The organism is Bacteroides sp. OM05-12, from assembly GCF_003438995.1.
Classification (GTDB): Bacteria; Bacteroidota; Bacteroidia; order Bacteroidales; family Bacteroidaceae; genus Bacteroides.
Map to the genome: position 1 here is coordinate 24,654 of NZ_QSUN01000007.1, position 15,079 is coordinate 39,732.

Sequence of the window (15,079 nt, forward strand, 5' to 3'; positions counted from 1 at the left end):
TTTATGTGTAGAATGAACAGAACTTTAACCTTATATTTCATACTTATCTCCCTTTTTGCCGTAAACACGTCATTATTAGCAGTAGAAACAGAACCTATCAACTTCTCACGTATCACTATTAATGAAGGGTTATCACAAAGCACCGTCTTTTCCATTGCACAAGACAAACAGGGGAATATGTGGTTCGCCACTTATGACGGAGTAAATAAATATGACGGCTATATGTTCACGGTTTATCGCAATGAATCCGACAATCCGAACAGCATCGCCAACGAAATAGCAAGAATTATTAAAAAAGACAGTAAAGACAGAATTTGGATAGGAACCCGTGAAGGGTTATCTTTTTATGATGATGAAAAGGATAAGTTCAGTAATTTCAGTTATGAAATCAACGGAAATAAATTACAAGTCAATGCCATAGAAGAAATAGGAAAAGACCTGTTGTTCATTGGGACAGATAAAGGGATTCTATGTTTTGACACAAAAGACATGAAATTTGTCGATATGCCGGTCAATAATGAGCTAAAGACTCTGATTGCCGTATGTATGCTTAAAGTAAACGATCTTTTATATATAGGAACAGAGAATGGTTTATATCAATACCATCTTAACGACAACAAACTGACCTTCGTCTCCGACGAATTAAAGAGAAAACGTATTCAGGCAGTTCTTTTTCAATCCGAAAGTCGCCTGTGGATCGGAACAGAAGGTGGAGGACTGTATTTGTTTAATCCGAAAACAAATACCATCAAGAATTACCAGCATGATCCCAACAACCCTAAAAGTATAAGCAGCAACTATATCCGCTCGTTGGCATTGGATGCACAAAACAAACTATGGGTGGGAACTTTCAATAACCTTAATATCTATTGGGAGTCTACCGATTCCTTTTATAAATATAGCTATGACCCGATGGACAACAGGAGTTTATCACAAAACTCGATTCGTTCCCTCTTCCTTGATTCGCAGGGAGGAATGTGGCTAGGTACTTATTTCGGAGGACTGAATTACTATCACCCTCTAAAAAACCGTTTCAAACACCTAAAGCAAATACCCTACCATAACTCACTAAACGACAATGTAGTGAGTTGCATCGTAGAGGACAAGGATAAAAATATATGGATCGGCACAAACGACAGAGGACTGAATCTTTATAATCCGAACACTAAGGTCTTTACCCACTATATGCTTCAGGAAGGAAGTCCATCCAGTATTGCGTCAAATAATATAAAAGCCGTATATATTGATGAAAAGAATGACTTAGTATATATAGGTACTCATACCGGAGGATTAAGCGTATTACACCGTAAATCCAAACAAGTCAATCATTATACTCCAAAAAGCTGTAACCTGACGGATGAAAATGTTTATGCAATCTTACCCGGAGATAACAATACCCTGCTATTGGGTACATTAAACGGACTCGTATTATTTGATCCGCAAAAGAAAGAATTTCATCCGATTCCGACAGATAATCAAGGCAATAAAATCAAAAACAACCGAATCACTGTATTATTCAAAGACTCACAGAAACGACTATGGATTGGAGGTGAAAACGGTTTATCTACCTACAAGACCAACGGAACTGTTTTAGAAAAACAAAACATCATAGATAACGACTCCATACTTTCTACAGCTTTTGTAAACTGCATTATGGAGAAAAGACCCGGAGAGTATTGGGTAGGAACCCGTCATGGGCTTTATCAAGTCAATGAAACAAAAAAAGAAATCAAAAACTTTACAACTAAAGACGGTCTTCCCAACAACGTTATTTACGGAATATTGGAAGACTCATTCGGGCGTCTGTGGATGAGCACAAACAAAGGATTGGCCTGCTATTCTCCTTCTACCGGAAACTTTAGGAACTTTACCGAGACAGATGGTTTGCAGAGTAATCAATTCAACAACTATTCATATTGTAAGACCTCTAACGGAGACATGATGTTCGGAGGAATCAACGGTATTACCATATTCCGCCCGGAATTATTAATGGACAACCCTTACACTCCTCCGGTAGTTATCACCGATCTTAAACTATTCAACAAAAGCGTTCACCCTGATGACGAAACCGGTATATTAGATAAGGAAATAAGCATTACCCCGTCTATTACCCTAAAAGCATCACAGTCTGCATTCTCCTTGGAGTTTGTCGTATCCAACTATATATCCGGACAACATAACACATTTGCTTACAAACTGGAAGGTTATGATAAAGAATGGTATTATGTAACTGATCAACGTACCGTTTCTTATTCCAATTTGCCTCACGGTACTTATATATTTAAAGTAAAAGCAGCTAATAGCGATGGAAAATGGAATGACACCACCACTGAGCTGGAAGTCGTCATTCTACCGGTTTGGTATAAAACATGGTGGGCTATACTATTATTCATCGTTGCAGGAGCAGGACTTGTGATATTTATTTTCAGATACTTCTGGATGCAAAAGAGCATGGAAGCAGAAATAAAGATGGAACGAATGGAGAAAGACAAACAAGAAGAAATCAACCAAATGAAAATGCGTTTCTTCATTAATATTTCCCATGAATTGCGTACTCCGCTGACATTAATCCTTGCTCCGCTTCAAGAACTATTATACCGCGTGAGTGATAAATGGACGCGAGGTCAATTACAACATATCCAACGCAATGCCAACCGCCTGCTTCATTTGGTTAATCAGCTGATGGATTACAGACGTGCCGAACTCGGTGTTTTTGAATTAAAGGTTGCAAAAGGCAATATAAACAAGCTCATTGATGAAAACTTTATGTTCTACGACAAACTGGCGCGCCGTAAAAACATAGACTATTCATTCAACTCCGAAATTGGCGAAAAGGAATTTCTTTTCGATGCCAATTACTTGGAATTGATAGTAAACAACCTATTATCGAACGCATTCAAATTCACAGATGAAGGCGGTAGCATAACCGTAGGGTTGAAAGAAGAAGACAACAATTTGGTAATTACAATCAGCGACACGGGAATCGGTATTCCAAAAGAAAAACAAGGAAAGATATTTGAGCGTTTCTATCAGGTGAACAGTGATCATTCGGGTAGTGGCATCGGTCTGTCTTTGATACTAAGATTAATAGAACTTCACCATGGAAAAATAACCTTAGACAGTGAGGTTAATAAAGGCAGTACATTTAAGGTTTACATTCCACAAGACGAATCCTTGTATAAACCGGAAGAGATAAAGACTGCGGAAGAGGAAAACGAGAAAGAAGTTGCCCAACATTCTATCAACACCAAAGAAACATTCTATCTGGAAACGGAAATGGCACAAGAGATTCAGGAAGAAGGCAATGAAAAGAAAAAAGGGAAAATATTGATTGTCGAAGATAATCAGGAAATATCTCAATACTTATCCGACGGTTTGGCTTCTTTATATACTGTCATACGTGCGGAAAACGGTGAAGAAGGATTAGAGGCCTTGAAGAACAATGAAGATATAGATGTTATCATAACCGACGTGATGATGCCTGTAATGGACGGTATAAAAATGTGTAAACAAATAAAGCAGAACATACGGACTTGCCATATCCCGGTTATTATATTATCCGCAAAAATCGACATAAAAGATCAGTTGGAGGGCTTACAGGTAGGTGCTGACGACTATATACCCAAGCCATTCGCCCTTTCCGTTCTGACAGCTAAAATACAAAATATGATCCGTACGCGCAGGCGTATCTTTGAGCATTATTCCAAAAACCTGGAAGTAGAACCGGAAAAGATCACATTCAACGCAATGGACGAGGAATTACTAAAACGTGCCGTAGCCATCGTTGAAAAGAACATGGATAATATTGAATTCTCTACGGACGAGTTCGCCCGTGAGATGAATATGAGCCGTTCTAATTTACACTTAAAACTGAAAGCCATTACCGGAGAATCGACCATTGATTTTATCCGTAAGATAAGATTCAACGAGGCTTGCAAACTGTTAAAAGACGGGCGCTATACAGTATCGGAAGTAAGTACTATGGTAGGCTTCAACACCCCATCCTATTTCGCAACCAGTTTCAAGAAATATTTCGGCTGTTTACCTACTGAATATATTAAAAGTAGACGCGGGTGACAATATTAATAGGAAATTCAACAAAATTAATAGCATTTATACCCGCATTCTATTCCTTTCAACATTCCTAAATAATTAAGAGTTAGCGACTGTTTATATTTGCATTATTGAAATTATAAACAATAGCTAACTCTTAATTTAATAAGTATGAAGAAGAATCTTATTCTTTGCGCATCACTTGCGTTACTTACGTTTGCCGCGTGCAAACAAACACCTAAAGAAGATTACGGCTGGTTGAAAAAAGGAATCGACGCCGCATCTTATCAAATGAAATTCACAACGGAAGAGATCGCGGATTCCGGCAAGTTACCACGTTCTATCTGGACAGGATATGACATGGATTTCCTTTGCAGGCAGTTGGATAAAGACCCGGCAATGTTCAAAGATTCTCTACGTATCATCCCAACCCAGAAAATAGGACAAAGACGCTTTTGTAGTAGTATTCATGACTGGACAAGCGGATTCTTCCCCGGTAGTCTATGGTATACATATGAACTGACAGGAGATAGTTATTACAAAGATCAAGCTATAAAATATACCAATATGCTAAATCCGGTCAAAAACTATAAAGGAACACATGATCTCGGATTTATGATGTATTGCAGCTACGGCAACGCAGAACGCCTTGCCCCGAACGATACGGTGCCTCCCGCTTTAATTCAAACAGCGGATAATTTAATAGGCCGTTTTAATCCGACTATCGGTTGTATACGTTCATGGGATTTCGGAACTTGGAATTTTCCAGTTATCATTGATAATATGATGAACTTAGACTTGCTGTTTTATGCAAGCCGTCAAACCGGTGATCCCAAATATAAAAACATAGCCATAACACACGCCAACACTACTTTGAAAAACCATTTTCGCCCGGATGCGTCTTCATATCACCTTGTTAGCTATAACAATGATGGCACGGTAGAACGTAAACAAACACATCAAGGAAAAAACGACGATTCTTCATGGGCACGCGGACAAGCATGGGCAATTTACGGATATACCTCTTGCTATCGTGAGACGAAAGATACAACTTACTTGAATTTCGCAGAAAGAGTGGCTGACCTAATCATGACCCGTGTTAAAACAGACGACCTGATTCCTTTGTGGGACTACGATGCGCCTGATTCTCCGGAGACACCCCGTGACGCATCAGCTGCCGCCATAGTAGCTTCTGCAATGTTGGAGATGAGCACAATGGCAGCTGACGGGCAAAAATATTTCGATTACGCAGAGAAAATATTGAAAAGCCTTTCAAGTGACACTTATTTGGCAAAAGACGGAGAAAATCAAGGATTCATCCTGATGCATTCTACCGGTTCGCTACCTAACGGCTCTGAAATCGATACTCCATTAAATTATGCAGACTATTATTATTTGGAAGCATTAAAAAGATACATGGATTTAAAAGGAATTAGCTATAAAGACTTAAAATAACCAACGATGAAAACACTTAAATATCTATTTTTGCTTGCAGTCATTCTTTTCGCAGGTAAAGCTAACGCACAAGAATTAAGAACAGAGGTTTTCCCCTTACTTAATCTTGATTATCCCGGACTAGAGAAAGTTAAAGCTTTGCATGAAGAAGGAAAAGATGCAGATGCGGCAAAAGCGTTACTCACTTATTATCGTCACCGTACTAATGTACACCACCCTGATATTACGGACTTGAGTAAAGTAAAAATCAGCAAACAAGAGCAGAAGTGGGCAGATGATGCATTAGAACATACATTCTTTGTACACAAAGGATATCAACCATCGTTCAATTACGGAAAAGATATTAACTGGCAATACTGGCCGGTTAAAGACAATGAACTGCGTTGGCAGCTCCATCGTCATAAATGGTTTACTCCAATGGGGAAAGCATATCGCGTATCCGGTGATGAGAAATATGCCAAAGAATGGGTATATCAATACATGGACTGGATCAAAAAAAATCCGTTGGTGAAGGTTAAAAAAGATGAGTATGAACTAGTCAGCGATGGAGAAATTAAAGGCGCGGCAGAAAATGTTCGCTTTGCATGGCGTCCATTAGAAGTAAGTAACCGCCTGCAAGACCAAACAGGGCAGTTCCTCTATTTTGTAGATTCTCCTAATTTCACACCTGAATTCCTGACCGAATTCCTGGTAAATTACCATAAACATGCTGTTCATATCCTGAGTAACTATTCAGATCAAGGGAATCATCTCTTGTTCGAAGCACAACGTATGCTTTATGCCGGAGCATTCTTTCCGGAATTCAAAGATGCTATGTCATGGAGAAAAAGTGGGATTGATATTCTAAATAGAGAAATAGACGTACAGGTTTATGATGACGGAGGCCAGTTTGAACTTGATCCACACTACCACCTTGCTGCTATCAACATATTCTATAAAGCAATACAAGTTGCTGACGTAAACGGATTCAAGAACGAATTTCCTCAACATTACTTGGATATGGTAGAAAAAATGATCATGATTTACATGAATCTTTGTTTTCCTGATTATACCAATCCTTGTTTCAGCGATGCTAAGATTACAACAAAAAACGAAGTAATCAAAGACTTCAAGAAATGGTCTAAAGTATATCCTAAAAACCCATATATCAAATACTTTGCAACAGATGGCAAGAAAGGCGAATTACCTCCGTACTTATCCAAAGCATTTAAAACTTCCGGATTCTTTATCTTCCGTAACGCATGGACTGATCCAGCAACAGTTATGGTTGTAAAAGCCGGTCCTAAAGCTTTTTGGCATTGCCAACCGGATAATGGAACATTCGAATTATGGATGAATGGAAAGAATTTATTTCCGGATTCAGGGAGCTATGTATACGCCGGTGATGATGAAGTAATGAAGTGGAGGAACTGGTTCCGCCAGACAATGGTACACAACACGTTAACATTAGACAACAAGAACCTGGAAACGACAAATTCCAAGACATTACTTTGGGATGGTGAAAGCAAGACGCAGATATTGGTTACAGAAAATGAAAGTTACAAAGATCTGAAGCACAGACGTTCTATTTTCTTTGTCGATAACAAATTCTTTGTAATCGTAGACGAAGCTATAGGTTCGGCTAAAGGAAATGTAGATGTTCACTTCCAATTATGTGAGGGTAAAGTAAATTTAGACTTAAAGAATAACGCTCTGACAAGTGCATTTGAAGGTAACAGTAATGTGACATTGCAATGTTTTGGTTCTAAAGAAATGACCATGAAACCTGAAGAAGGTTGGCGTTCAACAGCCTATCGTAAAAAAGTAGAACGTACAGCTGTCGCTTTCAATGTAAACAAAGACAGCGACGAGGCTGTCCGTTACATTACAGTTATTTATCCTGTAAATGATGGAAAAGCCCCGAAGATTTCTGCAGAATTCAAGAACAAGAAATTCGATGAAAACGCTCTGGAGCTCAATGTTAAAATTGACAAACAAAAATACAACCTTAACTATCTGCTAAACCGTTAAAAGGTGAAGCACCTTCCACAGGAAATAAGATTTCCTGTGGAAGGATATTACAATTAAAATATCATATTCCTGAAACTATGAGAAGGCACATTCTAAATATAGTTCTATTTGCATTATTAGCACTTCCTCTAACTACAATCAATGCAGATAGTCTTTATTCTTTTGAAGGTAATATACCTACAGGCTGGAACGCATCCAAAGGTATACTTAGTATTAGTCAGGAAAAAGCAAAATTAGGAAAATCATCGCTATGCTGGGACTGGAATGCAGGAAGCATATTAACTGTTACAGATTCCAACATCACAAGTACATCTTCTGATAAAAAAGGAGGCATAAGACTTTGGATATATAATGACACACCGACAAACGCTTCCATTATAATAAACTTTCAAAAAACAAATAACAACAATTGCTGTAGTCTACCGATAAAATTAAACTTTGAAGGTTGGAGATGCATTTGGGCGGAATATGTCAACGATATGGGATTACCCGACACGGACAAAGGTAACATTTCTATAATGAAAATATGTGCTCCGAAGGAAGGAAGCGGAAGATTGTTCTTTGACTTCTTTGAGTTTACAAGTAATGTATCCTGGGAGAAAATGTCAGACTTCCAATATACCGTAAACGAGAACAAAGGTATAGATAGTTATCTGGAAGTACGTAATATACCAAATCCAAGTCCAATGCCACCTACTAATGCTCAAAAAGCGGCATTTATAGAAATAGAAAAAAGATTGGATAATTGGTATTTGGGAAATGATAAATATAACAGTAATTCCATTTATAAACAACGGGATAAATCTATCACATCATACATAAGCAAAGGAATAAACAGAGAATATACAATCAACAATAACGGTACCATACGCATCAATACCGGAACGTCAAGCAAACCTGTTATCAAAGAATCAGGTCTACTCCCCTACGACCATTATCATAATAAACAAATAGATGGTGCCACAGTAGTCAGTTCTCGTGATATTGGTGAAAACCTCATGATACAACTGGCTTATGATTATAAAAAGAATGGTAATACTACCAGCAAAGATAAAGTTCTTGAACTCCTTAACTGGTATTATGACCAAGGATGGGCAGACGGCAGTTCACTAGGAACACTCCGTTTTGAAATGCTACGTAGTGCCGGTTATTTCCATTCAGCATTCATGCTACGAAAAGAATTGGATACTGATTTAGCAAGAAAAATATCCGATGCTGAACGCTGGTTCACCAGATTCGGGACTACATATATTACGCCTGAGAATCCGGGAGAACTGGCCGATTATATCCGTGCACTAGCTATTCCCAAATTATTCTATGCATTAACTCTTAGTGACGAGGGAGAACGGACAACAGCTCTGATTTCATTTCAAAACTACATGAATAATGCATTGGCACATGCTCAAGGATATCTTGGCTCGCTAAAGCCAGATGGTTCGGGTTATCATCACCACGGACCATATTATAGTGCTTATTACCCCCAAGTATTATATGTTGGGTGTTTCCTATACTATATTTTGCACGATACCCCGTTTGCCTTGAACGAAGAAAGTTATCAAAATCTAAAAGAAGCCATATTGAATTTTCGGTTTCTTAGTGCAATATACAATATACCCGGAGCTACGGGAGGTCGCTTTCCACACCAAACAGAGATTTTACAGCAATTAATTCCGGCATTTGCTTACCTCGCTTTATCTAAGAATGATGCAGAAGTCATTGCAGCTGTCAAACGCTTATGGAATCCCGAGAATGAAATTGTAAAAGATTACATCAGCAGTGCAAAGACCGATATCTGTTATTGCACTACTTATGGCGAAATAGCCGCCATATTAGATGCGGAAGCTCTCAACGGCGAGGCTGAGAAAAATCCAACAGGCACGAAATATATGCCATACTCCGGCTTACTAATCGTACGACAACCGGAATGGGTATTTACAATAAAAGGATTCAGCAGTTACATCTGGGATTATGAAAGCTCCGGTACGGAAAATATATACGGGCGTTATCTTAGCTATGGAAATATAGAGTACACCGATTTAATAAACGGATATCGCAGTTGTAAACTAACTGTTGATGAAACGAAGAATAACGAAACATGGGATTGGAGAAATATTCCGGGAACGACAGTCAGATATATTTCCGATGAGGATTTAGACTACAATGTTTTAAGTAAGCACCGTAATTTCTCTGATGAAACTTTTTTGGGAGGAATTGGATTTGATGATAATCACGCCATGTTTACCAATAAAATACATGATAAAGAAATAAGTGGAACATTCCGTGCCGACAAATCCATTTTCGTATTCGGAAATGTAGTATACTGCATGGGAAGTAACATTACAGATACCAAAAATGCACCTTATTTCTGTACCACTTTATTTCAGAATAATATCCAAAATAATAGTGCTATTACTGTAAACGGACAAAGCGTAACTAAAGAAATGACGTCCGACAAAAATCCCCTCATTAAGGATAATTTTGGTAATGCATATATTGTTGACGGTAAAGTGCAATTTAAAATGAACGATAATTATTGTACCGCATTCATTAATCACGGTACAGACATATCTACTCCACAAAGCTATAATTACACATGGTTGATTAAACCGACGGACGAACAAGTCACACAATACAAAATTAATCAACCTATTAAAGTACTAAGGCAAGATAAAACAGCTCATGCCATTTATCATTTAGATGACAAAATATTGGCGGCTTCTATTTTCGAAAAAGATAAAGAAGTAGATATTTGTAACATACATAAAGTAAACATTCCTTTATTAGTCATGACTAAAGAATGTGACGGAACGACTGAAGTAGCTTTCAGCAATCCCGACATGAATAGACCAAGCGCAGCTAATAATGACCAGATTGACGAAGAAATAGAAAAAGCGGAGAGTACAGTATCCGAAATCCTTATTGAGCTTAATGGAGTTTATACAAAATCAAAAGAGGATAACAGTGAAATATCTGTCAGTAGCCAGAATGGTATTAGCACTCTTTATTACCCGACTGCTCGTGATGGTAAAACCTATCGTGTAAAACTAAACAACGGCAGTACCAACAATTGCGATAAAAACATAAATAAAACAACCATTCACACATTTATATCAAATGATCAATGCAACATACTGCTATCAGAGACAAAAGAATACGCATGGACATTAATGGATATTAGCGGAAAAACGATCCGTACCGGAAGAGAGAGTAACAAAAAAACAGTCATAAACATTAAATCTCTGTCCAATGGCATATATTTCTTGAAGATAACGATAGATAATGAACAACAAATATTCAAATTAAATAAATAAGACATATCATGAGAACAAATCAAACCGCATTATTAATCCCGCTTACCGCATTAACACTTGCTTCATGCGGCGGGGACAAAAAAGAGGTCAAGCGCCCTAATATAATATTTATGATGACGGACGACCACACAACACAAGCAATGTCTTGTTACGGTGGCAACCTGATTCAAACACCTAATATGGATCGTATAGCCGATGAAGGTATTCGTATGGATAACTGTTATGCGGTAAATGCACTATCCGGTCCTTCGAGAGCTTGTATCCTCACAGGCAAGTTCAGCCACATAAACGGTTTCACGGACAACGCATGCAGATTTGACGGTAACCAACAGACTTTCCCAAAATTGCTACAGAAAGCCGGTTACCAAACTGCTATGATAGGAAAGTGGCATCTTATTTCCGAACCGCAAGGCTTCGATTTTTGGAGCATTCTCAGCGGACAAGAAGAACAAGGCGATTATTATCAGCCCGACTTCCACGAGATGGGTAAAGAAATACAAGAACAAGGATACGTCACTGACATCATCACAGACAAAGCCATCCAATGGTTGGAAGGACGCGACAAGAACAAACCTTTTATGATGATGTATCATCAAAAGGCTCCGCATCGCGATTGGATGCCTGCACAACGTTACTTGGGTATTTTCAATAATACGACTTTCCCGGAACCGTCCAATTTATTTGATAATTATGACGGACGTGGCCGTGCTGCCCACGAACAAGATATGAGTATTGCCCATACACTACGGGATGATTGGGATTTGAAATTATTAAAGCATAATGAGATATTGGCATTACCGGACAGCAACAAGTTCAAACAAGTGTATATGCGCATGACTCCCGCAGAGCAGGAAAAGTGGGATTCAGCTTATGCACAACGAATTACAGAATACCGCAAAGGAAACATGAATGAAAAAGAACTCATCAGCTGGAAGTACCAACAATATATGCGCGATTATCTGGCAACAGTATTAGCTGTCGATGAGAATATTGGACGCCTTTTAAAATACTTGGAAGAAATAGGAGAATTAGATAACACAATCATTGTTTATACTTCCGACCAGGGATTCTTCTTGGGTGAACATGGTTGGTTTGACAAACGTTTCATGTACGAGGAATGTCAACGTATGCCATTTATCATCCGTTACCCTAAAGCTATCAAAGCAAGAAGCACTTCAAACGCTATTTGCATGAATGTAGATTTCGCTCCTACTTTCCTCGATTACGCCGGTATAGAAATACCGAAAGATATTCAAGGAATCTCTTTAAAGCCGATATGGGATAACGAAGGCAAAACTCCGGCAAATTGGCGTAGGGCTGCCTATTATCATTACTATGAATATCCTGCTGAACACATGGTAAAAAGGCATTATGGAATACGTACTCAAGATTTCAAACTAATTCATTTCTATAATGATATAGACGAATGGGAAATGTATAATATGAAAACAGATCCTAAGGAAATGAACAATATATATGGTAAACCGGAGTACGCTGAGAAACAGGCCGAACTAATGAAACTTCTTGAAGAGACACAGCAACAGTACGGTGACACAGATCCTACAGAGAAAGAAAGAGTGTTGTTTCATGGTGACCGCCGTTATCAGGAAAGACATTAAGATTGTATAACAATAAAATAAAACAGAATAATATCAACTCATAACAATAAATACTATGGATAGAAGAAATTTTTTGCGTAATACCGGCTGGTCTATGTTAGGATTAGCGGCATCAGGCAGCCTACTGAGCTCATGCATACAAGGAAGTAAAGAAGCAAAAAAGATAATGCCGTCACCAAGTAACCTAAAAATGTTTTGGGGTGACTTACATAACCACTGCAATATAACTTACGGACACGGAGATATGCGCGATGCATTCGAAGCGGCAAAAGGTCAACTTGATTTTGTCAGTGTTACTCCTCATGCCATGTGGCCGGATATTCCGGGGGCTGACGATCCTCGCTTAAAATGGGTAATAGATTACCATACCGGTGCTTTCAAGCGTTTGCGGAACGGTAATTACGATAAGTACATTGCCATGACAAAGGAATATAATAAGGAAGGGGAATTCCTGACCTTTACAGGATATGAGTGTCACAGTATGGAACATGGTGACCATGTTGCATTATGGCATGACATTGATGTTCCTTTGGTAGAATGTACTTCAGTAGAAGACTGGAAACAGAAACTGAAAAATGAAAAAGTATTCATCACTCCTCACCATATGGGTTACCAAGAAGGTTATCGTGGATATAATTGGAAATTCTTTACCGAAGGCGACCAAACTCCATTTGTCGAGATGTATTCCCGCCACGGACTGGCAGAAAGCGATATGGGAGATTATCCATATCTTCACGATATGGGTCCACGTCATTGGGAAGGTACTATCCAGTATGGCTTGGAACAAGGTCACAAATTTGGTATTATGGGTTCTACCGACCAACATTCCGGCTATCCGGGAAGTTATGGTGACGGACGTATAGGAGTATTAGCCCCTTCTCTCACCCGTGATGCAATTTGGGATGCGCTTCGTACACGCCATGTATGCTGTGCTACCGGTGATAAAATCAACATTGATTTCCGCTTGAATGATGCCTTCATGGGAGATGTCGTTCGTGGTAATAGCCGTCGCATTTATCTGAATGTAGAAGGAGAAAGCTGCATTGACTATATCGACATTATCAAAAACGGCAGGGTATTAGCACGTATGAACGGCCCTCACATTCCGGTTATGCCTGAAGGCAACAATGTACGTTGCAAAATTAAAATGGAATTCGGATGGAACCGCGAAGAGCAATACGTACACTGGCAGGGGAAATTAGGTATAGATAAAGGTGTAATCAATAACGTTATCCCATGTTTCCGTGGGGCGGCTTTCACTTCTCCGCAAGAAGGAGAGACTGAGTTTCATACACATGTCAACCGCATCCTTTCCACCAATGACAAAGAAACGGAACTTGACTTATATACCAGCAAGAACCCCAATACAACAACCCCAGCCACACAAGCTGTTATCTTAGACGTTACAATGCCAAAAGACGGCAAGATTACTGCCGAATTTAACGGAAAGAAGTTCAAGCATACACTTGGCGAACTATTGGAAGGATCGCAAACTCATTTTATGATCGGTTGGTTAAGTGAAGCCATCCTGTTCAACCGTGCCATGCCTGAAAGTAGCTTTACTTTCGAACATTATATGGAAGATACAGAACCGGAACGTGATACTGATTATTATTACGTTAGAGTGAGACAAAAGGATCAGCAATGGGCATTCAGCTCGCCAATCTGGGCAGAAAGGGTTTAATATGTTGCACGCAATAGGAATAGATTTAGGTGGAACATCTATCAAATACGCATTGATAGACCAACAGGGAAACTTCCTCTTTTCGGGGAAGATTTCCTCCCGCGCAAATGAATCGGCAGAAGCTGTTATCAGACAATTGGTAACAGCAGTAAAAACAGTTCAGGACTATGCACTGCGGAAGAACTGTCCGATTAAAGGCGTAGGAATCGGCACTCCGGGAATAGCTGATGCAACTAACCGTATGGTACTCGGCGGAGCGGAAAACATCAAAGGATGGGAAAATCTACCGCTGGCCGATATTATGGAAAAAGAAACCGGACTACCAACACTGTTAAGTAACGATGCAAACCTGATGGGATTGGGTGAAACGCATTATGGGGCAGGTATGGGATGTACCCATGTGGTATTCCTTACCGTAGGAACAGGTATCGGCGGAGCTATCGTCATAGACGGTAAACTTTTCAACGGGTATGCTAATCGAGGTACAGAACTGGGACATGTACCACTGATTGCCAACGGAGAACCTTGTGCCTGCGGCTCGGTAGGTTGTTTAGAACATTACGCCTCAACTTCCGCCCTAGTACGTAACTTTATACAGCAATACAAAAAAATAGGAATCTCTTTCAACAGTAATGAAGTAAACGGCGAAAAGATTATCGCACTATATAAAGGAGGTGATACGATAGCAAAAAAATGCCTTGAAGAACATTGTTCCTATTTAGGGCATGGAATTGCCGGATTTATTAATATCTTTAGCCCGCAAAGAGTCGTTATTGGTGGCGGGTTGTCTGAAGCCGGAGATTTTTATATTGATATGGTACGACAGCAGGCTCTCAAGCACGCAATGGCGGATTGTGCAGTAAATACGACCATCATGGCCGCGAAATTAGGGAATAAAGCAGGTAGCATGGGAGCTGCCTGGATGGTTTTCTCATCAATTGAATAAG

7 protein-coding genes are annotated in these 15,079 nt (G+C 39.2%); all 7 read left to right on the forward strand.

The window, feature by feature from the left end:
• Positions 1 to 12 precede the first annotated feature (12 nt).
• The 7 genes from DXB63_RS08065 (at position 13) to DXB63_RS08095 (ending at position 15,078) form a co-directional block, all read left to right on the forward strand.
• On the forward strand, positions 13 to 4,077 hold the full coding sequence (locus DXB63_RS08065; protein WP_122126003.1) for a two-component regulator propeller domain-containing protein: 4,065 nt from the start codon (positions 13 to 15) through the stop codon (positions 4,075 to 4,077).
• Between the two features lie 147 nt (positions 4,078 to 4,224).
• Positions 4,225 to 5,508: a DUF4995 domain-containing protein gene (locus tag DXB63_RS08070; RefSeq protein ID WP_122125900.1), complete on the forward strand. Its 1,284-nt coding sequence runs from the start codon at positions 4,225 to 4,227 to the stop codon at positions 5,506 to 5,508.
• Positions 5,509 to 5,514: 6 nt separating this feature from the next.
• Positions 5,515 to 7,518 (forward strand): heparin-sulfate lyase HepC, encoded by a 2,004-nt coding sequence (gene hepC, locus DXB63_RS08075; RefSeq protein WP_122125901.1) that lies wholly within the window; start codon positions 5,515 to 5,517, stop codon positions 7,516 to 7,518.
• Between the two features lie 77 nt (positions 7,519 to 7,595).
• A complete protein-coding gene (locus DXB63_RS08080) occupies positions 7,596 to 10,829 on the forward strand; it encodes a chondroitinase family polysaccharide lyase (protein ID WP_122125902.1) in 3,234 nt (1,077 codons plus the stop codon).
• Positions 10,830 to 10,837: 8 nt separating this feature from the next.
• The gene (locus DXB63_RS08085; protein ID WP_122125903.1) at positions 10,838 to 12,448 is read left to right on the forward strand and encodes a sulfatase; all 1,611 of its coding nucleotides are present in this window, start codon (positions 10,838 to 10,840) and stop codon (positions 12,446 to 12,448) included.
• A gap of 55 nt (positions 12,449 to 12,503) precedes the next feature.
• On the forward strand, positions 12,504 to 14,132 hold the full coding sequence (locus tag DXB63_RS08090) for a Tat pathway signal sequence (protein ID WP_178301294.1): 1,629 nt from the start codon (positions 12,504 to 12,506) through the stop codon (positions 14,130 to 14,132).
• A gap of 1 nt (position 14,133) precedes the next feature.
• On the forward strand, positions 14,134 to 15,078 hold the full coding sequence (locus DXB63_RS08095) for an ROK family protein (RefSeq protein ID WP_122125904.1): 945 nt from the start codon (positions 14,134 to 14,136) through the stop codon (positions 15,076 to 15,078).
• Position 15,079 lies beyond the last annotated feature (1 nt).